Origin of the sequence: Brevibacterium picturae (genome assembly GCF_900105045.1) — a bacterium.
Classification (GTDB): Bacteria; Actinomycetota; Actinomycetes; order Actinomycetales; family Brevibacteriaceae; genus Brevibacterium; species Brevibacterium picturae.
Genome location: NZ_LT629739.1, coordinates 3,281,729 through 3,302,081, shown reverse-complemented (window position 1 = coordinate 3,302,081; position 20,353 = coordinate 3,281,729). Strand labels below are relative to the sequence as shown.

17 protein-coding genes are annotated in these 20,353 nt (G+C 64.3%); 7 read left to right on the top strand and 10 right to left on the bottom strand.

The genetic code is table 11. From position 1 onward, the window contains the following. Positions 1-3 precede the first annotated feature (3 nt). From BLT92_RS15035 to BLT92_RS15020, 4 genes are all read right to left on the bottom strand, one after another. The gene (locus BLT92_RS15035; protein ID WP_092106838.1) at positions 4-1,302 is read right to left on the bottom strand and encodes an ABC transporter permease; all 1,299 of its coding nucleotides are present in this window, start codon (positions 1,300-1,302) and stop codon (positions 4-6) included. A gap of 1 nt (position 1,303) precedes the next feature. Further along, positions 1,304-2,536, bottom strand: coding sequence for an ABC transporter permease (locus BLT92_RS15030; protein ID WP_092106836.1), 1,233 nt, complete (start codon positions 2,534-2,536; stop codon positions 1,304-1,306). Continuing rightward, positions 2,533-4,131, bottom strand: a complete 1,599-nt coding sequence (locus tag BLT92_RS15025; RefSeq protein ID WP_092106834.1) for an ABC transporter ATP-binding protein — start codon at positions 4,129-4,131, stop codon at positions 2,533-2,535. The genes BLT92_RS15030 and BLT92_RS15025 overlap by 4 nt, the downstream gene beginning before the upstream one ends. Positions 4,132-4,205: 74 nt before the next feature. Beyond that, on the bottom strand, positions 4,206-5,276 hold the full coding sequence (locus BLT92_RS15020; RefSeq protein ID WP_157691467.1) for a BMP family lipoprotein: 1,071 nt from the start codon (positions 5,274-5,276) through the stop codon (positions 4,206-4,208). Between the two features lie 362 nt (positions 5,277-5,638). On the opposite strand from BLT92_RS15020, the gene BLT92_RS15015 reads away from it, so the two are divergent. The 4 genes from BLT92_RS15015 to BLT92_RS15000 all read left to right on the top strand — a co-directional run bounded on the left by BLT92_RS15015 (position 5,639) and on the right by BLT92_RS15000 (position 10,234). Further along, positions 5,639-7,495 (top strand): ABC-F family ATP-binding cassette domain-containing protein, encoded by a 1,857-nt coding sequence (locus BLT92_RS15015; protein WP_092106832.1) that lies wholly within the window; start codon positions 5,639-5,641, stop codon positions 7,493-7,495. Between the two features lie 22 nt (positions 7,496-7,517). Next, the gene (locus BLT92_RS15010; protein WP_092106830.1) at positions 7,518-7,862 is read left to right on the top strand and encodes a TraR/DksA family transcriptional regulator; all 345 of its coding nucleotides are present in this window, start codon (positions 7,518-7,520) and stop codon (positions 7,860-7,862) included. Positions 7,863-7,959: 97 nt separating this feature from the next. Next, on the top strand, positions 7,960-9,015 hold the full coding sequence (locus tag BLT92_RS15005) for an acyltransferase family protein (protein WP_092109455.1): 1,056 nt from the start codon (positions 7,960-7,962) through the stop codon (positions 9,013-9,015). Between the two features lie 172 nt (positions 9,016-9,187). Then, entirely contained in the window at positions 9,188-10,234 is a 1,047-nt protein-coding gene (locus BLT92_RS15000) for a homocysteine S-methyltransferase family protein (protein ID WP_092106828.1), read from the top strand. A gap of 206 nt (positions 10,235-10,440) precedes the next feature. Here the strand turns inward: BLT92_RS15000 and BLT92_RS14995 are convergent, their stop codons facing one another. The 3 genes from BLT92_RS14995 to gndA form a co-directional block, all read right to left on the bottom strand. After that, positions 10,441-11,283, bottom strand: a complete 843-nt coding sequence (locus BLT92_RS14995; protein ID WP_092109452.1) for a formate/nitrite transporter family protein — start codon at positions 11,281-11,283, stop codon at positions 10,441-10,443. Positions 11,284-11,421: 138 nt separating this feature from the next. Further along, positions 11,422-12,564 carry a pyridoxal-phosphate-dependent aminotransferase family protein gene (locus BLT92_RS14990; RefSeq protein ID WP_092106826.1) on the bottom strand — a complete coding sequence of 381 codons (1,143 nt, stop codon included), beginning with the start codon at positions 12,562-12,564 and terminating at the stop codon, positions 11,422-11,424. Positions 12,565-12,629: 65 nt separating this feature from the next. Continuing rightward, the gene (gene gndA / locus BLT92_RS14985; protein ID WP_092106824.1) at positions 12,630-14,171 is read right to left on the bottom strand and encodes an NADP-dependent phosphogluconate dehydrogenase; all 1,542 of its coding nucleotides are present in this window, start codon (positions 14,169-14,171) and stop codon (positions 12,630-12,632) included. A 132-nt stretch (positions 14,172-14,303) separates the two neighbouring features. Between gndA and BLT92_RS14980 the strand changes: the two genes are divergently transcribed. Next, complete coding sequence (locus BLT92_RS14980; RefSeq protein ID WP_231938867.1) at positions 14,304-14,834, top strand: gluconokinase; 531 nt, start codon at positions 14,304-14,306, stop codon at positions 14,832-14,834. A 93-nt stretch (positions 14,835-14,927) separates the two neighbouring features. Beyond that, entirely contained in the window at positions 14,928-16,331 is a 1,404-nt protein-coding gene (locus tag BLT92_RS14975; RefSeq protein ID WP_172802608.1) for a GntP family permease, read from the top strand. Between the two features lie 43 nt (positions 16,332-16,374). Here the strand turns inward: BLT92_RS14975 and BLT92_RS14970 are convergent, their stop codons facing one another. The 3 genes from BLT92_RS14970 to rsmA are packed head-to-tail and all read right to left on the bottom strand — an operon-like array spanning position 16,375 to position 18,922. Next, on the bottom strand, positions 16,375-17,091 hold the full coding sequence (locus BLT92_RS14970; protein WP_092106818.1) for a FadR/GntR family transcriptional regulator: 717 nt from the start codon (positions 17,089-17,091) through the stop codon (positions 16,375-16,377). Beyond that, complete coding sequence (locus tag BLT92_RS14965) at positions 17,091-18,041, bottom strand: 4-(cytidine 5'-diphospho)-2-C-methyl-D-erythritol kinase (RefSeq protein WP_092106816.1); 951 nt, start codon at positions 18,039-18,041, stop codon at positions 17,091-17,093. The genes BLT92_RS14970 and BLT92_RS14965 overlap by 1 nt, the downstream gene beginning before the upstream one ends. Beyond that, on the bottom strand, positions 18,038-18,922 hold the full coding sequence (gene rsmA, locus BLT92_RS14960) for a 16S rRNA (adenine(1518)-N(6)/adenine(1519)-N(6))-dimethyltransferase RsmA (protein ID WP_092106814.1): 885 nt from the start codon (positions 18,920-18,922) through the stop codon (positions 18,038-18,040). The genes BLT92_RS14965 and rsmA overlap by 4 nt, the downstream gene beginning before the upstream one ends. 163 nt (positions 18,923-19,085) lie before the next feature. Between rsmA and BLT92_RS14955 the strand changes: the two genes are divergently transcribed. Further along, positions 19,086-20,351, top strand: a complete 1,266-nt coding sequence (locus BLT92_RS14955) for a class I SAM-dependent methyltransferase (RefSeq protein ID WP_092106812.1) — start codon at positions 19,086-19,088, stop codon at positions 20,349-20,351. Positions 20,352-20,353: the final 2 nt, after the last annotated feature.

The window sequence follows — 20,353 nt, the reverse complement described above, 5'->3', positions numbered from 1 at the left end:
GAACTATTTCACGTACGGCACGCCCGAGGACGCCGGTGGGCGGACCCGGCCGACGAAACCGGCGACGGCGAGAACCGTGACGATATAGGGAAGCATGAGCAGCAGCTCGTTGGCCACCGGGGTGCCGATGGACTGCAGAGTGTTGCCCAAACTCTTGGAGAAGCCGAACAGCAGGGCAGCCAGCAGGGCACCCTTCGGGTTCCACTTGCCCAGGATCATCGCCGCCAGCGCGATGTACCCCTGGCCGGCAGACATCTCCTTGCCGAACGCCAGACCCGATCCGACGGTGAAGAAGGCACCGCCGAGGCCCGCGATGGCACCGGCCAGAAGTGTGTTGCGCACGCGGGTGAAGTTGACCTTGATGCCCACGGTGTCGGCGGCCTTCGGGTGTTCGCCCACTGCCCGCATCCGCAGGCCCCACTTCGAGCGGAACACGAAGATCTGGAGGGCGATGACGACGACGTACATGATGTAGACGAGGATGTTCTGGTCGAAGAGCACCCGGCCCAGGATGGGGATGTCCGACAGCAGCGGAATCGGCAGATCGGGAAGCTTCTGCCTGGCGTTCCACAGCTCGGGGTCCTCCGTCAGCACCGTCGAGTAGAGGAAGCTGGTGACGCCGACGACGAGCACGTTGAGGACGACGCCGATGATGATCTGGTTGACCCAGTACTTCACTGCGAAGAACGTGAGGATCACGGCCACCAGCGCACCGGCGATCGGTGCCGCCAGCAGTCCCGCGTAGGGGTTCTTAACCACGGAGGCGACGACTGCGGCGAGGAAGGCACCAGCCAGGAGCTGACCTTCGATGGCGATGTTGATGATGCCGGAACGTTCGCCGACGAGGCCGCACATGGCGCCGAAGATCAGCGGCACGGACAGTGCCAAGGCACCGGCCAGCAGTGTGGTCAGCGGGATCACTCCGCCGCTGCCGCCACCGGCCCAGGCGAGGAACGAGACGACGAAGAGGATGCCGAAGACCATCGGGAACCAGGCGGCCAGGGTGATCCGCTTCAGCGCGAGGTAGACCGAAGTTGCGGCCATGACCACGAGGATGAGGGACAGGATCAGACCGGCGACGGTGGAGGAGACCACGACGTCGGGAATGGCGAAGAGGTCTCCGCTGGTTGCGATCCGGAACGTCGTCTCTCCGTCACGGCCGATGAGGCCGAAGAAGATGAGCGAGACGAGGGCCAGGATCGTGTAGGTGATCGGGAACTTCCACGCGATCGGGGTCAGCGCCTTGGACTGTGCCGAGGTCTTCGCCGCCGGTGTCGCAGCAGTCGTGTTCTGAGCAGTCATGTCAGGCCTCCTTCCGCTTGAGCGCCGGTGTGGGCAACCGGAAGATCGACCTCACGAGTGGTGGGGCCGCGATGAGCAGGACGATGACGGATTGGACCACGAGGACGATGTCGATCGGGGTGCCGGTCTGCGACTGCATCAGGTAGCCGCCGGCCTTGAACGCACCGAACAGCAGACCCGCGAGGAACGTTCCCAGGGGTTTGGATCGTCCCAGCAGTGCCACGGTGATGGCGTCGAAGCCGATCGAACCGCTGATTCCGCCGGTGAGTTTGAATTCCGTGCCGAGCACTTGAGCCGCTCCGCCGAGTCCGGCGAGTGCTCCGGCGACGATCATCACGAGGATCGTCACCTTCGACACGGAAATGCCGGCGGTCCGGGCCGCGTGCGGGTTGGCGCCGACGGCCTTGAACTCGAAGCCGATCGTCGAGCGTTCGAGCAGCCACCACACGAAGATCGTGGCGAGGATGGCGATGATGAAGCCGAAGTGCAGCCGGAACGGTGACGGCAGCAGCAGGAACATCTGCGAGGAGTCATCGAGTACCCGTGACTGCGGATTCGCCGAGGTGGTGTGCGTGAACCAGCCCTGCTTGAGCAGGTAACCCAACAGGTAGCCGGCGATGGAGTTGAGCATGATCGTCACGATCACCTCGTTGGCTCCGGTTCGTGCCTTGAGCACACCGGCGATGCCGGCCCAGATCGCGCCGCCGATGATGCCGCCGATGGCTGCGATGAGCATGTGCACGACGGGTGGCAGATCGAGTGCATAGCCGAGGAAACCGGCGATCGTGGCGCCGAGGATGACCTGGCCCTGACCGCCGATGTTGAACAGTCCCGAACGGAACGCCAAAGCGATGCCGAGTCCTGTGAGGATGAGTGGGGTGCCGCTGACCAGGGATTCGGTCAGGGGTCGGATCGCGCGTTCGGTGGTGCGGGCATTCCAGTCGAAGACGGCGCCGCGGAACAGCGCCGAGTACGCGTCGCCGACGGTGGAGAACAGGGTCGAGAAGAAGGAGCCTGGGGCCGCGAAGATGTGCTTCGCCGCCTCGACGACCTCAGCGTTGGACACGGCGATGAGCACACCGCCGAGGAGAAGCGCGACCACGATGGCCAACACCGACACCAGCCATGACCCGGACAGGATCTCCCGGAGCAGATTCGGTTCCTTGCCCTCTTCCGCCTCGGCGCTCGGCGGTGGAGCCGGCGACGGTGGCGCCGGGGAGATGTCAGTTGTCATTTGGCTTCCTCCGCCGAGGTGGTGGCTGAGTTCGTCTCGGGTGCCGCGGTGGCGGCATCGTTCTCATCAGGTGCCGCGGTGGCGGCGAGTGCTTCGTCGGCAGGGACGCCGGCCATCATCAGGCCCAGGGCCTCACGTGAGGTGTCGGCGCCGACGACGCCGACGATGCGGCCCGAGTACATGACGGCGATCCGATCGGCGATTCCGTAGACCTCGTCGAGCTCTGTCGAGACGATGAGGCAGGGAGTGCCGGCATCGCGCTCGGCGATGACGCGTTTGTGGACGAACTCGATCGATCCGACGTCGAGGCCGCGGGTGGGCTGGCTGGCGATGAACAGGCGCAGGTCGCGACCGAGCTCACGGGAGAGGACAACCTTCTGCTGGTTGCCTCCCGACAGTGTCGCGATCGGGTCGACGACGCTGCCGAGGCGGATGTCGAACTCCTCGACCTTCTTCTTCGCCTCGTCGTTGATGACCGCGGGTTTGAGGTTGAGGCCCTTGGCATACGGAGGACGGTCGTAGACGTCGAGGATCATGTTCTCGCGGATCGTGAACTCGGCGATGATGCCGTCGGTGGATCGGTCTTCGGGGACGAAGCCGATGCCCGAACCCAGACGGTCTTTGACGGACTGGCCGACGATGTTCTTCCCGTCGAGGGTGATCGAGCCCAGTCGTGGTTGGGTCAACCCGATGATGGTTTCGGCCAACTCCGTCTGACCGTTGCCCTGCACGCCGGCGACGGCGAGGATCTCGCCGCGACGGACGTCGAAGCTGACATCATCGACGACGACGTTCTCGGCCTTGTCGACCACGGTGAGGCCCCGTACCTGGAAGGTGGCGTCTCCGGGGTCGGCCTCGTCCTTCTCCGTCGTCAGGGATACGGCACGGCCGACCATCTGGCTGGCCAGCTCCGCCTCGGTGGATTCTGGGGAGGCCTCGCCGACGATCTTGCCGCGGCGGATGACCGTGATGGAGTCCGCGATCGCTCGGACCTCACGCAGTTTGTGGGTGATGAACACGATCGAGGTGCCCTGCTCCTTGAGCTGGCGCATGATCGAGATGAGCTCATCGGTCTCCTGCGGGGTGAGCACGGCAGTGGGCTCGTCGAGGATGAGGATCTTCGCATCGCGGGACAGGGCCTTGATGATCTCAACGCGCTGCTGAGCACCGACCGGCAGGTCCTCGATGCGAGCGTCGGGGTCGAGATGGAAGTTGAATCTCGACGAGATCTCCCTGACCTTCTTCCGCGCCTCGGCGAGGTCGATGAGCCCCACGGACTTCGTCGGTTCGTAGCCGAGTGCCACCGATTCGGCGACGGTGAACACGGGCACGAGCATGAAGTGCTGGTGGACCATGCCGATGCCGGCGGCCACGGCGTCGCCCGGACCGGCGAAGGTCACAGGCTTGTCGTCGAGGAGGATGTCTCCCCCGTCGGCGTCGTAGAGTCCGTAGAGGACGTTCATCATGGTGGATTTTCCGGCGCCGTTCTCACCCAGCAGGGCGTGGATCTCGCCCGGCTCGATGGTGAGATCGATGTGGTCGTTGGCCACGAACGATCCGAACACCTTCGTCATCCCGCGAAGCTCGAGTTTCACTGCTTCCGGTACTCCTCATAAATTCGAAAACTGCAGGGCCGAAAGGACTCGGCCCTGCAGTTTAACCTATTCGCCTATTTGGGCGTGCTCTCGGAATCCACGGTCAGCGAACCGTCGATGATCTTCTTCTCAAGCTCTTCGACCTTCTTCTTCACGTCCTCGGGAACCTTGTCCTCGAAGTCGTGGTAGGGAGCAAGTCCGACGCCTTCGTTCTCGAGGGTGCCGACATAGGGTTCGGAGGTGAACTCGCCCTTCTGAGCCTCGGCGACGGTGTCCTCGACGGCGTTGGCGATCTCCTTGACCACCGAGGTGAGGATGATGTCTCCGTATTCGGTGGACTCGTATCCGTCGGAGTCGACCCAGACGAGTTTGACGTCCTTGGCTTCCTTGGCAGCAGCGGCTGCGCCCAATCCCACAGGACCAGCGACGGGCATGATGACGTCGGCGCCCTGGGAGATGAGCTGCTTGGTCAGCGCCTGCCCCTGGCCCTGGTTCTCGAAGTCACCGGAAAACGATCCGTCCTGCTTCTCCTTGTCCCAGCCCAGGAGCTTGACGTCTTCCTTGTTCTCTTCGTTGAACTTCTTGACGCCATCGGCGAACCCGTCCATGAAGATCGTCACCGAGGGGATCTGGATGCCGCCGAAGGTTCCGACCTTGCCGGACTCCGACGACGCCGCAGCCACATAACCGGCGAGGTAGGCGGCCTCGGCTGTGTTGAAGACCAGGGGCTTGGCGTTGTCGAGGGTCACGGGGTTACCGTCGGGATCGGAGAAGGTGGAGTCGATGAGGGCGAAGTTGAGATCCGTGTTGGCCTCTGCCGCCTCTTGGATCGCATCCTCGAGCAGGAACCCGACGCCGAACGTGAGGTTGCAGCCCTGCTGGATCATGTTGTCGACGTTGGGCTTGAAGTCCGCGTCGCCCTGCGACTCGGCCAGTGACTCCTCGATGCCGAGGTTGTCCACCGCTGCCTGCAGCCCCTCACGACCCGACTGGTTGAACGACTGGTCATCCCAGCCACCGGAGTCCGACACCATGCAGCCGAGGAAGTCCTCGGCCTCGGTGTCGCCGCTGCCGCCTGATCCACAGGCGGAGAGCACGAGGGCAGATGCGGCGGCAATCGACACCGCAGATACGAGCTTCTTCACGATTTCTCTTTTCTCACGTTTCTCACGACCAACAACGGCGTCGATCGAGGCACAGAGTCCTCCGCCGAGTTTGTGAAATCACTGGATGATCAGTCATATTTCAATGAATTTTCCGTCAGTCTAATGCCACTGGAGGCCCTATCGGGGGCCGATAGCATCTGAATCCTCGACACCGATATGAAAACGCAACATAACTTCATGTTCGCCCTGTCCCGGCTCCGGATTCGGCCACCCCGCAGGGCGTCCCTCGGCACCGGGATCGACCGTCCCGGACGGCGGCTGCGGTTCCGACCCCCTGACTGCCTGCCGGCTGCCGGCGCATGCTGGTCCCGGACCACTCGTGCTCTAGGCTGGAGGGCGTTATGGCACATCTTCTCGGGGCTGAAGCCCTGCACCTCGAATACCCCACCCGCATCGTCTTCGACTCCGTCACGCTCGGCGTCGACGCCGGGGACATGATCGGCATCGTCGGCCGCAACGGCGATGGAAAGTCGAGCCTGCTGGGCATGCTCGCCGGCACCATCGAACCCGATTCCGGCCGCGTGACCTACCGCGGCGGAATGCGCCTGGGCATGCTCAGCCAACGCGACACCATGGATTCCGATGCCACCGTCGGCCATTCCGTCGTCGGCGACATGGACGACCACGAGTGGGCCCGAGACGCTGGTGCCCGCGACATCATTGCAGGCCTCATCGCCGACCTCGACTGGAATGCCACCATCGGCAGCCTCTCCGGCGGCCAGCGCCGACGCGTGGCTCTGGCAGCACTGCTCATCGAGGACTGGGACCTGCTCATCCTCGATGAGCCGACCAACCACCTCGACGTCGACGGCATCTCATGGCTGGCCAAGCACATCAAGAACAGATGGGCGAAGAACTCCGGTGCCCTGCTGCTCGTGACCCACGACCGGTGGTTCCTCGATGAGGTCTGCACCAAGACCTGGGAGGTCCACGACCAGATCGTCGAACCCTTCGAAGGCGGATACGCCGCCTACGTCCTCCAACGCGTCGAACGCGATCGGATCGCAGCAGCGACGGAGCAGAAGCGCCAGAACCTCATGCGTAAGGAACTGGCATGGCTGCGCCGAGGTGCGCCCGCCCGAACCTCGAAGCCGAAGTTCCGGATCGAAGCGGCAAACCAGCTCATCGCCGATGTACCGGAGGTGCGCAACCCGATCGAACTGAAGAAGATGGCGACCGCACGTCTGGGCAAGGACGTCGTCGACCTCCTCGACGTGTCTCTGAGTTTCGGTGACCAGCAGATACTGGACAATGTCACCTGGCGCATCGGTCCAGGTGAACGCACAGGGATCCTGGGTCCCAACGGCGCCGGCAAGTCGACTCTGCTCAGTCTGATTGCGGGTGAGCTCGAACCGGACGAGGGCAGAGTCAAGCGCGGGAAGACCGTGAAGGTCGGGGTCCTCGATCAGCAGTTCAAGGATCTGGCCGCGATCGGTGGTCAGAGAGTGCGTGAGGTTCTGTCGGAATCGAAGACGAACTTCACCATCGAGGGCAAGGATTTTACCCCGGCGCAGCTGTTGGAGCGCCTCGGTTTCGCCAAGGAACACCTCTCGGCTCGGGTCAAGGAGCTCTCCGGCGGACAGAAGCGGCGGTTGCAGCTGTTGCTGCTGCTCATGTCCGAACCCAATGTCATCATCCTCGATGAGCCGACCAATGACGTCGACTCCGATATGTTGGCGGCGATGGAGGACCTCCTCGATTCCTGGCCCGGCACGCTGATCGTCGTCTCTCACGACAGGTACCTGCTCGAGCGGGTCACCGATCAGCAGTACGCGATCCTCGACAAGGGTCTGCGCCATGTTCCCGGAGGCGTCGACGAATATCTGAAGCTGCGCGCCGAAAGCGCCAAGTCCGGAGGATCGGCCAAGTCCGTCGGTTCGGTCACATCCGGCGGCTCGAACAAATCCGTCGGTTCGACCGCATCCGGGGAGTCGACTGGCTCTGGCTCCGGCGGTGCAGGAGAGGACACGCTCTCCGGCGCCCAAGCCCGGGCGGCGAAGAAGGAGGCTTCCTCGATCGAACGCCGCATGGACAAGCTGAGCAAGCGGATCGCTCGCGCCCACGACGAGATGGCCGACCACGACCAAACCGACTTCGAGGGACTCCAGAAGCTCACCTCATCCCTGCAGGAGCTCAACGACGAAATGAGCGAGCTGGAAGAGCGCTGGCTCGAAACCACCGAGGCTTTGGACGACTGAGGGCGAACGGGGAGGAGTGCTGATGGTCGATTCGAATCGGATGCGAGAGCTGCTGCACGCCGAAGACTCCGAAACCAGGAGGCTCATCAGCGCCCTGTCCTCGGACATCGATGATCTCGCGGCCGCACGCGAGGGTGACAACAGCGACGACGAGCACGACCCTGAAGGGGCGACCCTTGCCTTCGAACGCTCGCAGGCAGACACTCTGCTGCGCCAGTGCCAGGAGCGCCTGATCGACATCGCCGAGGCGCTGGCGAGACTTGAGAGCGGCACGTTCGGAATCTGCACCAACTGCGCAAACCCCATCCCGGACGTGCGGCTGGAGATCCGACCCTACGCGCCGACCTGCGTCGCCTGCGCCCGCTGAGCAGGCAGCCACTTTCAGCCTGAACAGCACCTGACCTCCGCCTCACAGCGTGATGAAAACTTTCTGCTTTGTGCAGTCGACGCGCTATCGTGGCGTGGTGCCCACACGAGATCACCGCCTGGACCGCGCCAAAGGCATCCTCATCTTCACAGTCGTCCTCGGCCACCTGCTGGCCCGGACGGGACCGTGGGATGACGAAGTGCTGAGTGCGCCGATGTACCTCATCTACTCGTTCCACATGCCGGCCTTCGTCTTCCTGGCCGGAGTCACAGCGAAGTCGACGAGGCTGCCCGAACGCGTCCTGACCTTCCTTGTTCTGCTGTTCACTGTGCTGCCCCTGCTGTGGGGCTGGATGTGGCTCGTCGGCCTCGATCCCGACTACAGCTTCCTGACTCCGTTCTGGTACTCGTGGTTCCTGCTGTCGATGGCGTGCTGGATCATCACCGTGCCGTTCATCGAACGGTTCCCACGAACGATCCTCGTCACCTCGGTGGTGGTGGGGCTCTTCGGCGGTATTCTGCCGCTGCTCGATACTGAGCTCTCGGCGTCACGGTCGATGATCTTCTGGCCCTTCTTCGTCGTCGGCAAGCTTTACGGCAAGCAGATCCTCAACTGGGCGGGCAGCCTGCGCATCTGGCAGAAGTTGTTCTTCACGGCTGCTGCGCTGGGCACGATCGGCTATTTCTACCTCGACGAGGTCGACCACCACTGGTTGTACGGCAGCCTCAACTTCGCTCATTTCGGTGTCAGCATCCCCGAGGGCGTCGGCCTTCGGCTCATCGTCGACATCGGGGCTCTGCTCATGACTCTGATGCTGCTCATGTGGGTGGGCGAGAAGGACAACCTCATCGCCAAGATCGGTCGCCACAGCCTGGCGGTCTATGTCATCCACGGATTCGTCGTCCGCGGTCTCGAGCCCCTCCTCGATGACATCGACGAAGTGCTCGGCTCCCCACTGATCTTCGTCATCTGTCTCGCCCTGGCGCTGCTCGCCACGTACGTGCTGTCGTGGGCACCCTTCGAGCGGGCCCTGCGCTGGTACTCGTCAACCGTGACCCGGCTGCTGCTCGCCCCGTTTGCGCCATTGCGTTCGAAGTCCGGTGGGCATGCGGAGACGACCACCGCCCAGAAGCCCGATTCACCCACCCGGTGACTCGCTGCAAGGACTCGTGATGCGTCGGCGTGTGACTGAATGTGTCAGTCTGAGCTCATTATGTCGATGTGACGTCGACAACGTCGGCGAAAATGGTTATATGCCTAAGTTCAGGTCTTCAGCCTGAACGAGTTCAACCTCCTGTCCTCTACTTGCTGTACGGAGAGCACTCATGACCGCCAACGCTCTGACCCAACGCCTCGACGCCGGACCTGTGATCTGTGCCGAAGGCTTCCTGTTCGAACTCGAGAAGCGCGGCTACCTGTCCGCCGGAGAATTCGTGCCCGAGGTCGCGCTCGAATTCCCCGATGCTCTGCGCTCACTGCACGTGGACTTCCAGCGCGCCGGCTCGGACATCGTCGAAGCCTTCACCTACAACGGCCACCGCGAGAAGATGCGGGTCATCGGCAAAGAGGATCTGCTCGAACCTCTCAACCGCTCCGCCCTGCAGATCGCCCGCAGCGTTGCCGACGCCAAACCCGGAAACTTCATGGCCGGAAACATCTCCAACTCGAACATCTGGGATCCCGAGAATCCGGACCGGCAGGCCGAGGTCCGTTCCATGTTCACCGAGATGGTGGGATGGGCCGTGGACGAAGGCGCCGACCTCATCGTCGGCGAGACCTTCTACTTCGCCGGCGAGGCCATCGCTGCTGCCGAGATCGCCAGGGCCAGCGGCCTGCCCGTCGTCCTCACCCTGGCCCCCATGGCCTTCCAGGAGATGGCCGATGGCGTCAGCATCGTCGAAACAGCGCAGAAGCTCGAACAGCTGGGCGTCGACGTCGTCGGACTCAACTGCTTCCGCGGACCCTCCACAATGCTGCCGTGGCTGAAGGAGATCCGTGCGGCAGTGTCCTGTCACGTCGGCGCCCTGCCCATCCCCTACCGCACGACCCAGGATGAGCCCACCTTCTTCAACCTCTCCGACCCCCGCGCCGAGGTGGCTTCCCCGCACGGTCGCACCTTCCCCACCGCCCTCGACCCGCTGCAGACCAACCGCTATGAGATCGGCGCGTTCGCGAAGGAAGCCTATGACCTGGGCGTGAACTACATCGGCGTGTGCTGTGGCGCGACCCCGATGCACATTCGTGAGGTCGCCGAGGCTGTCGGGCTGACCACCGATGCCAGCCGGTTCTCGGAGAACATGAAGAACCACTTCATGTACGGCGACAACGAACGCCTCGCCGACAACGTCGTCGCGCTCGGCTCCACCGCCTGAGCACAGCATTCGGCAGCACCGCCAGCACGAAGCAGTCAGCAACACCGCGCACCACCAGTGCCATAACCTCTCGCCGCAAGGGGAGGTTATGGCACTGAGTGTTTGCAGCAGGGCTACCGGTGCCAGCAGCAACTTCCGGTGGGAGTTGCGGCTACGGGGTGGAGTTGCGGCCGCCGCGTAGACTTACGGCCACCGTCAGCTATCGCCTACTTCGACTGTGTCTCGAGGTCTTCCAACGAGACCGTGCCCTTGCGCACTGCACGAAGCACACGATACGTCCGGACCACCCGGGGCAGGGTGATGAGGAGCAGCCCGCCGAGCATGTTGAATGGGATGACGATCGCAAACCATTTCAGCAGATCCAGCATCGAGATATCCGCCCCGGCCAACATGGCGGCGAAGATGACGATCGCGTTGAGGGCACCGTGGAGCATGCCGAGACCGATGAGCAGCAGACCCGATGCCATGCTGACGATGGCGAGGACGACGTCGTTCGAGGTTCCCTGTGACATCCGAGTCGACAAGGTGACGGTGGCACCGGCCAGGAGCGACAGCGCGATCATCACCACCAAGGACGGTTGGTCCATGTACTTCACGGCCGTTTCAATCATCGTCGAATGGTAATCAGGCAGCGCCAGAACCATCAGTCCGGCAAAGGCCAGGCCTCCGACCAGGTTGGTCACCAGGGTCACCGCCCACAGGCGGACCACCTGAAGCACATTGGCCTGGCCTGCGATCACGGCGTTGATAGGCAGCAGAAACTCTTCGGTGAACAACTCTGAGTGGGCAAGCTTCAGCGCCAACAGACCGATGCCGAAGGCAAGACCTGCCAGCACATCAGAGCCCGTTGTCTGCTTGACCAGCACCATCGCCAGAATGCCCAGGCCCACATCGACACCGCCGAAGAATCCGGTGACGAGGAGTTCCGGCCACTTCCGATTCAGACGCTTTGCTCCCGTGACCACGGTTGCGGTGGCCTCATCAACCAGTTCGTCTTCAAGGTCGAAGTCATTCGTCCCTAGCCGCTGACGTTGCTCTCTCTGAGTCATTGCCACAGTGTATTTGGGCGAACTGTGCTCTGCCAGAGTTGTCGGCCTGTCGACGATGGAATCGGCGATCAACACACACCAGGAGCGCCAAAACATCCCTGTGCAACGAGATGTTTTGGCGCTCCTGGTGTGTGGCGGTCACGCCTGCGGCGTTACGCCGATCGAGTCGAGGGCGGCTTCGAGACGGGAGATCGTGCCGTCGATGTCGCCGAGCTTGTCGAGGCCGAAGAGGCCGATGCGGAAGGTCGAGAAGTCCTCGGGCTCATCACACTGCAGGGGCACGCCGGCAGCGATCTGGACGCCGGCTTCCTTGAAGCTCGCACCGGTGGCCAGCTTCGGGTTGTCCGTGTGGACGACGACCACGCTGGGCGAGGCGAATTCGGGTGCCGCGACCGAGGGCAGTCCACGATCGGAGAAGACCGCGCGAACCCGATCACCGAGCTCGAACTGCGCTGCTGAGAGCTTGTCGAAACCGCGCTCCTGCGTCTCGAGCATGAGCTTGGCGTTGTGTGCCAGCGAATCGGTCGGCATGGTCGCGTGATACGGCGCCCGGCCCTCTTCGTATTCGTCGGCGATGAACAGCCACTTCTTCAGGTCCATGGCGAAGCTCGACGAGGTGGACTCCTGGACGACAGCGCGGCCGGCTTCGCTGAGCATGACATAACCGGCACAGGGTGAACCGCTCCACCCCTTCTGCGGGGCGCTGATGAGCACGTCGACACCCAGATCCGTCTGCGAGGCCCACACTGCACCCGAGGCGATGCAGTCGAGGACGAAGACGCCGCCGACCTTGTGCACGGCGTCGGCGACCTGGCGGATGTAGTCATCGGGCAGGAGCATCCCGGAGGCGGTTTCGATGTGGGGTGCGAACACGACTGCCGGGCGTTCGGCCTCGATGGCGGCGACCACCTCGGCGACGGGGGCCGGCGACCAGGCCGACTGGTGCTCGTCGCTGCTCGGGGATGCCTTGAGCACGGTCGTCTCGCTCGCAATGTTTCCGGCGTCGAGAATCTGTGACCAGCGGAAGGAGAACAGTCCGTTGCGGACCACCAGGCACTTCTTGCCGGTCGCGAGCTGCCGGGCCACGGATTCCATGGCGTAGCTGCCGCCGCCGGGGACGATGGCCACACTGTGGGCGTCGTAGGCTTCACGCAGGACGCGGTTGATGTCCTGCATGACGGAGACGAATCGACCCGACATGTGGTTCAGTGATCGGTCGGTGAAGACCACCGAGTATTCGAGCAGGCCGTCTGGATCGATATCTTCATGTGGCAAAGTCATGTCTCCCACATTGCCACGTTCGCGAGGTTTGGGCCACTATCGCCCAGCTGCAGAGACGCCGGCCCTCACAGCTGCACTTCGCTGCGATCACCCGACCACAGCGTGTGGAAGGTTCCCGAGCGATCTGTGCGCGCGTAGGTATGGGAGCCGAAGAAGTCTCGCTGCCCCTGCACCAGCGCCGCAGACGCCCGCGAGGCGCGGACGCCGTCGAAGTACGACAGCGCCGAGGCCAGGGCCGGAATCGGCACGCCGTGAGCGGCAGCATCGGCGACCGTATCCCGCAGAGCCTGCTGCCCGGCGTTGAGCGAATCCTGGAAATGCGGATCGGCCAGCAGTGAGCTCAGATCCGGATCCGCCTCGTAGGCCTCCGTGATCCGGTCGAGGAATCTGGCGCGGATGATGCAGCCCGCCCTCCAGATTCTGGCCACTTCGCCGAGGTCCGTGTTCCAGCCGTGCTCCTGCGCACCTGCGGCGATCTCGTGGAATCCCTGCACATAGGCGAGGACCTTTCCCGTAAACAGCGCCTGACGCACAGTCTCGAGGACCATGTCACGATCATCGATCGCCGAGGCGGGAGCACCGTCATCCGCCGAGGCGCGGGCTTCGTCGATCGCCGAGGCGGCAGTCGACGGACCGTCCAACGCCGTCCCGGAGGAACGCAGTACGGAAGCCGCGGACAGGGACCTGGCCGAGACCGCCTCGGCGATGGTGGCGACTGGCACGCCCAGGTCGAGCCCGGTCTTCACCGTCCAGCCGCCCGTTCCCTTGGCCCCGGCAGAATCGGCGATGACATCGACGAATGGCTGGCCTGTGACCGCATCGGTGTGGTCGAGCACCTCGGCGGTGATCTCGATCAGATAGGACTCGAGATCTCCTCGGTTCCACTCTCTGAAGACCTCGGCGATCTCCGGCGGAGTGAGCCCGAGTCTGCTTCTCAGCAGCGCGAAGGCCTCAGCGATGAGCTGCATGTCCGCGTATTCGATCCCGTTGTGGATCATCTTCACGAAGTGTCCGGCCCCATCGGTGCCCACATGAGCGATGCACGACTCCCGTTCGGCCTGCACGCCTCGTGCGGCGCTGGGTTCGACGCTCTCATCGCTGGGTTCGGCACGTGCGGCGCTGGGTTCGAGGATCGGTCGCAGCCTCGACCACGCGGATTCCGTGCCGCCGACCATCATCGACGGTCCCTCGAGCGCACCGACCTCTCCCCCGGAGATGCCGACCCCGACGAACTCGATGCCGGACTGGCTCACGGTCCCACCGCGAGCGATCGTGTCAGTGAAGAGCGAGTTCCCGCCGTCGACGATGATGTCTCCGGGTTCGAAAACCTGAACCAGATCGTTGATCGCCGAGTCCGTGGCAGCGCCGGCATTGACCATGAGGATCGCCACTCGCGGGCCAGAGAGCTTGCTGGCCAGATCCGCCGGCGATGAGGCGACGAGGAACTCCGCTTCGGGATGTTCGGCTGCCAGCGCAGAAGCCCGGTCGACGTCGCGGTCGTAGACGGCAACTCGCGCTCCCGTCCGACCCGCCAAATTCCGCGCGAGGTTCCGCGCGAGATTCGAGCCCATCACTCCGGTGCCGATCACGCCCACTTCCGCGGTCATACCCAATCCTCTTCCTCGTGGCTGCTAGCCGTGTGGCTGCTAGTCGTGGCTGACGGCCGCTCGCCCCTGTTGACAGTTGCACGCGTCTCGCTTAGATTCTTATAAATCTGATTTAATGAGTGCAGTGTAGCAATGTCATCATATCTTTACGAGAGGCCGATTGAAATGGACCGTCCCCCGCTTGTCATCATGGGGGTGTCCGGCACGGGGAAGACCCTGATCGGCCGTCGCTTGGCTGCAGAACTCGGAGCCCCGTTCGTCGATGCCGATGATCTCCACAGTCAGGACAACAAGGAGAAGATGCGTGCGGGAATCCCCCTCGACGACGAGGATCGCTGGCCGTGGCTGACGACTGTGGCCAACGAGCTGTCCGCAGCTCCGCGGCCCGTCGTCGCCTGTTCCGCGCTGCGACGCAGCTATCGCGACTATTTGAGGGCGCAGGCACCGGCAACCTTCTTCGTCCATCTCACCGGGGACCGCGAGATCATCGTCGACCACCTCGAACGGCGTTCGCACGAGTTCATGTCGCCTGCGCTTGTCGACTCCCAGCTCGAGACGCTGGAACCACTCACCGTCGAGGAGGCGCATTTCCTCGCACCCATCGACTTATCTCCCGATGAGGTGAGCCGGTACATCATCGAACGCCTCCCCCATGCCGACTGAACGCTCTGCCACGCCACCTGACCACTGTCCATTGCCACCTGCCCGCCGACCATCGCCACCTGCCCGCCGTCGAACCTCAAGGAAGAGGAAATTGTGACCGAGATCGAACTCAACTGGACGCTGTCCACCCCGGCACTGCTCGGCATTGCCGCAGCAGCCATCGCCGTGCTGCTCATCCTCATCATCCGCTTCAGACTTCATGCTTTCGTCGCACTCGTCGTGGTCAGTGTGCTCACCGCCCTGGCCGCAGGCGTCTCCCCCGGCGACCTCGTGCCGGTCATGTACGACGGCTTCGGCTCCACCCTGGCCAGCGTCGCACTCCTCGTGGGACTCGGCGCCATGCTCGGACGAATGCTCGAACTATCCGGTGGGGCGCAGGTGCTCACGGACGCACTCATCAGGACCTTCGGAGAGAAGCGGGCACCCCTGGCACTGGGCCTGACTTCGCTGCTGTTCGGGTTCCCGATCTTCTTCGACGCCGGCCTGGTCGTCATGCTGCCGATCATCTTCACATTGGCCAAGCGCCTCGGCGGCTCGCTGCTGCTCTACGCCATGCCATCGGCAATCGCCTTCTCGGCAATGCACATCTTCGTCCCGCCGCATCCCGGGCCCGTGGCCGCATCCGGCCTCCTGGGCGCGAACGTCGGTCTCGTCCTCATCTGCGGTCTCATCATCGCCGTGCCCGCCTGGTACATGTGCGGGTATCTGTTCGGACTCTTCATCGGCAGACGAGTCGAGGTCCCCGTCCCCTCGCTCCTGGCCCACGACCCGGCCGAGGAGTTCGCCGACTTCAGATCCTCGCCCAAGCTCTCGACAGTCCTCGTCCTGCTGACCCTGCCGCTCGTGCTCATCTTCCTCAACACCGGCCTCAACTTCGCCGGTGAGGCCGGCTGGGTCGACCCCGAGTCCACCCTGATCACCTCCTTGCGGATGCTCGGTGAAACCCCGATCGCCCTGCTCATCACCGTGCTGGTAGCCATGTGGCTGCTGGGATGGCGCAAGAAGAAGGGCCGCGGCATGGTCGAGTACATCGTCGACTCAGCCCTGGGCCCGATCTGCTCGATCATCCTCATCACCGGAGCCGGCGGCATGTTCGGCGGGGTGCTGCAGGCCAGTGGGATCGGTGATTCCATCGCCGACTCCCTCGCGGCCCTGGGCCTGCCGGTCATCGTGGCCGGATTCGTCATCGCAGCGATCGTGCGCATCGCCCAAGGCTCTGCAACGGTCGCACTGACAACAGCGGCGGCCCTCGTCCAGCCGGTCGTCGTCGGCAACCCCGATTTCTCAAGCCTGCAGGTCGCCGCCATCGTGCTGTCCCTGGCCGCAGGGTCCGTGGTCGCCAGCCACGTCAACGATTCGGGCTTCTGGCTGGTCTCCAGATTCTTCGGCATGGACACCAAGACCACGCTGAAGACCTGGACCGTGGCCCAGACCATCCTCGGCCTGGTCGGCTTCGCCTTCAGCCTCGCCCTCTACGGAGTCGCCAGCACGTTCTGACCGAGTACACGCTGACCAGGTTCGGCCCTGGGGCACGAAAACGTCAGTACGTTCTGAGGCGGGGCTGGCCCTCCCAGGCGTCTTCCATCTCTGTGAATGCGCGCGTCATGATCTTCGTCATCGCAGCATGGGAGCGCTCGGGGTCCCCGTTGCCGATGGCATCGGCGACATCGAAATGCCATTGCAGCGCATCCGGATGAGGGAACTTCGGCATCAGACCGGCGTGCGTGCGCCCGCGCAGGATCTCGGCGACGGCTGTGTCGAAGGAGGCCAAGAGTTCGTTGCCACCAGCTCTCAGGACTGCGCGGTGGTAGGCGATGTCGACCTCCAGCACCGCCTCGACATCACCCTTGCGCCCGCTTGCGCGCATTCTGGCGGCCAATCGCATGATCTCCTCGGCCACATCGGCTGAGGCATGGACGGCCGCGAGGTACGCGGCCTGCGGTTCGATGGCGACTCTCAGCTCAGTCAGCGAACGCAGCTGCAGGGCCGGGGTTGCGGCCATTCGCCACCGCACGACCAGGGGGTCGAGGATGGTCCATTCCTCCATGGACAGAATCACCAGGCCTAGGCGACGGATCGGCTTGACCATCCCCAGGGATTCCAGGACTCGCACCGCTTCCCGCACCACAGACAGCGAGACCTCATAGCGCATGCGCAGCTCCTCGGCCCGGATGACCGTTCCCGCCGCCAGGGCACCGGTGACGATGTCCGTGCCTACCGAGTTGAGCAGGCTCTCGTGGAGATTGCCGGCAGCCATCAGAGCTGGTCGACGATGTGGGCTCCGGGGGCCGGGCCCGTGGTCCGCAGCGCTTCCTTGACTCCGCGTGTGGCCTGCAGCAGGACCGCGAGGTCGAGTGCGTGGTGGGCGTCGCGGGCGAGGAAGCCGATCGTCGGGCCCGAGCCGCTGAGCAGGGGCAGGAGTGCACCGGCGTCGCGTCCGGCCTCCATCACCTCGGCGAGTTCGGGCATGGCCGATATCGCGGCATCGGTGAGGTCGTTGGCGGCCGCCGTCGCCAATGTATCCGGGTCACCGGCGGCGAGCGCCGTGAGGACCTCGTCGGGCACGACGGCAGGTTCGGGATCTGGTGTGAGTTCATCGAATCGTGAGTAGATGGCCGGTGTCGAGAGCTGCCTCGCCGAGGTGGCCATGACCCAGTGAAATGATCCGCGGGTGAGGACGGGGCTGAGTTTCTCCCCGCGTCCGTGACCGATGGCCGTTCCCCCGCGGAGGAGGAAGGCGACATCGGCCCCCACGGCGACCGCGCAGTCGTGGAGGATCGACTCGTCGACTCCCCCGATGAGGTGGGCGGCGCCGCACAGCGCGGCGGCGGCATCGGCCGATCCGCCGCCCATGCCGCCGGCGACGGGCACCTGTTTGTCGATGACGATGTCGAGATCGCGCAGCACGTCGACGTCGCGTTCGTCTTCGAGGGCTGCGATGAGGAGGTTGACGGCTTTGCGGGCGAAGTTCGTGTCGTCCTGGGGCACCTCCGCATCGGCGTACCGGCCTCCGACGACGATCGAGGCGCTGCCGCCGGGGATGAGGGTCAGGGTTTCATGGAGGTTCAGTGCCTGGAAGACGGTCGCGAGTGAGTGGTAACCGTCGTCGCCGGCACCTCCCACGCCGAGGTGGACATTGATTTTGCCCGGTGCCTGCACCTTCACCGGTGTCAGGGTGTGGGGACGTGAGTGCAGCTGCGCGCTCATGACTGTGAGCTTTCCTGGTTGGCGGCGGCGAGGCGTTCGAAGTCGGCCACGCCCAGGGCCTCTCCACGTGCCTTGGGATCGATTCCCGCAGCACGCAGGAGCTCCTCGGCGCGTTGGGGGCTGCCGGCCCAGGTCGACAGTGCTGCCCGCAGGGTCTTGCGACGTTGGGCGAAGGCCGCGTCGACGACGCTGAACAGGCGACGGCGGTCGTCCGGGTCGCGGTGGGTGCGGCTCACGTCGATGTGGACGAGCCCGGAATCGATGTTCGGGGCCGGCCAGAACACGTTCTTGCCGATGCGTCCGGACAGGGTGACGTCGCCGTACCACTGGGCCTTGACGCTGGGCACACCGTAGGTGCGCGATCCCGGCCCGGCGGCGAGGCGTTCGGCGACCTCGAGCTGGACCATGACGAGCACGGACTTCAGGCTCGGGAAGATCTCGAGGAAATGCAGCAGCACAGGGACCGCCACGTTGTAGGGCAGGTTCGCGACCAAGGCGTCGGGAGCGGTCGGCAGTTCGGTGAGGCTGAGGGCATCGGCATTGACGAGCTCGAAGTTCGAGGACTCGGCGGCTGGTGCCGTCTCGTCGGCAGCGGCCGCGGTCAGTCCATACTTCTCCACTGTGGCAGGCAGGCGGGCGGCCAGGACTTCGTCGATCTCAACGGCGGTGACATGGTGGCCGGCCTCCAACAGTCCCAAGGTCAGCGATCCCAGACCCGGGCCGATCTCAACGACGCTGCTGCGGCCTTCAAGCTTCGCGGACGTGACGATCGAGCGCACGGTATTGGGGTCGATGACGAAGTTCTGCCCCTTCTGCTTCGTCGGGCGCAGACCAATGTCAGCGGCGATTTCGCGAATGTCGCGTGCGGTCAATAACGTCACAGCCAACAACTTACAGCACTCGTTGGCAGGCACAATCACCGAACGGCACCATCGCCATTTCCTTATAGTCCTGCAACCTCGTCAGGCAGGCGACTGAGCATTGCAGGCGTTCGAATCGCCATCGGCGACAGACGGCTGACGCCGGGACGATAGGGTGAACGGTATGGATCCGCAGACACTCACCGAACTCCTCGACGTCTCCGTCCTCGACCGGCTCGACCGGATCGAGGACCTGCCTGCGGACGAGCTCGCCCGCTCCTCGGCGCTGCGCAAAGAAGGCTATTCCGCCGAGGTGACCGCCGCCCTGCTGACTCAGGCTCAGCTGCGCAAGGATGCCGTGAAGAAACTCGGCCCCTTCGCCGAGGACATGCTGTTCACTCGCGACGGTCTGGCCCAAGCCACACGACTGCCGGTGGCCGCGCACCACGCCCGCCGCCTCCTCGGCGAGGGCGAAGACACCGGCGGCGACAACGCCACTGATGATTCGCCAGACACCGCGTCCACGACCTCCGCGCCCACGATCGCGGATCTGGGCTGTGGGATCGGCGCCGACTCCTTCGCCTTCGCCGGGATGGGCGCCCAGGTCACCGCCGTCGACGCGGACGAGGTCACCGCCGCCATCGCCAGCTTCAACCTCCGCCATCTGGCCGACGCCGGCGTCGAGCATGCTCGGGCGCAAGACGTCGACACCGCCGATTTCGATGCACTGTGGTTCGACCCGGCCCGCCGCACCGTCGGGAAGGGCACCAAACACGGGTCGACCGCACGCATCGTCGACCCCGAAGACTTCTCCCCCTCGCTGTCCTGGGTCATCGACAAGGCGATCGCGGCAAAGGCCGCCGGAGTCAAGCTGGGACCAGCACTCGATCACGGCCTCATCCCCGACGAGGCAGAGGCGCAATGGGTCTCCCACCTCGGCGAGGTGGTCGAGGTCTGCCTCTACTTCGGTGCCGCCCGGCAGCGCCCCGGGCGCAGCGCCCTCGTCATGGGTGACCGCACGCTCCTCGTCCACGAAGACGACCTGCCCGATGACGATGAGGACGGCGTCGGTGAACTCGGTCAATACCTCCTCGAGCCCGATGGAGCGATCGTGCGCGCAGGACTCGTCACCGCCTTGTGCGGACCGTTGCAGGCTCACCGCGTCCACCCGAAGATCGCCTACCTGACCACGGACGTCGCCCCCAGCGGGCCCGCCTCGGCCGGAGTCAGCGCCTACGAGGTCACCGATGTTCTTCCGGCGAAGATCCCGAGCCTGCGCAAGGCCCTCATCAGCCGCGGCATCGGCTCGGTCGTGATCAAAAAGCGCGGAGCTGATATCGTTCCTGACCAAGTCAGACGTCAGCTCAAACTGCCGTCCGGAGACAAGGCGACACTGGTGTTCACCCGCCTGGGCGAACGCCATGTCGTCCTCCTGACCCAACCCTGCTGAAT

Coding starts and splice junctions, on each gene's coding strand:
- BLT92_RS15035 (WP_092106838.1), bottom strand. CDS start 1,302: ATGACTGCTCAGAACACGACTGCTGCGACACCGGCGGCGAAGACCTCG.
- BLT92_RS15030 (WP_092106836.1), bottom strand. CDS start 2,536: ATGACAACTGACATCTCCCCGGCGCCACCGTCGCCGGCTCCACCGCCG.
- BLT92_RS15015 (WP_092106832.1), top strand. CDS start 5,639: ATGGCACATCTTCTCGGGGCTGAAGCCCTGCACCTCGAATACCCCACC.
- BLT92_RS15010 (WP_092106830.1), top strand. CDS start 7,518: ATGGTCGATTCGAATCGGATGCGAGAGCTGCTGCACGCCGAAGACTCC.
- BLT92_RS15000 (WP_092106828.1), top strand. CDS start 9,188: ATGACCGCCAACGCTCTGACCCAACGCCTCGACGCCGGACCTGTGATC.
- BLT92_RS14995 (WP_092109452.1), bottom strand. CDS start 11,283: ATGACTCAGAGAGAGCAACGTCAGCGGCTAGGGACGAATGACTTCGAC.
- BLT92_RS14990 (WP_092106826.1), bottom strand. CDS start 12,564: ATGACTTTGCCACATGAAGATATCGATCCAGACGGCCTGCTCGAATAC.
- gndA (WP_092106824.1), bottom strand. CDS start 14,171: ATGACCGCGGAAGTGGGCGTGATCGGCACCGGAGTGATGGGCTCGAAT.
- BLT92_RS14980 (WP_231938867.1), top strand. CDS start 14,304: ATGTCATCATATCTTTACGAGAGGCCGATTGAAATGGACCGTCCCCCG.
- BLT92_RS14970 (WP_092106818.1), bottom strand. CDS start 17,091: ATGGCTGCCGGCAATCTCCACGAGAGCCTGCTCAACTCGGTAGGCACG.
- BLT92_RS14965 (WP_092106816.1), bottom strand. CDS start 18,041: ATGAGCGCGCAGCTGCACTCACGTCCCCACACCCTGACACCGGTGAAG.
- BLT92_RS14955 (WP_092106812.1), top strand. CDS start 19,086: ATGGATCCGCAGACACTCACCGAACTCCTCGACGTCTCCGTCCTCGAC.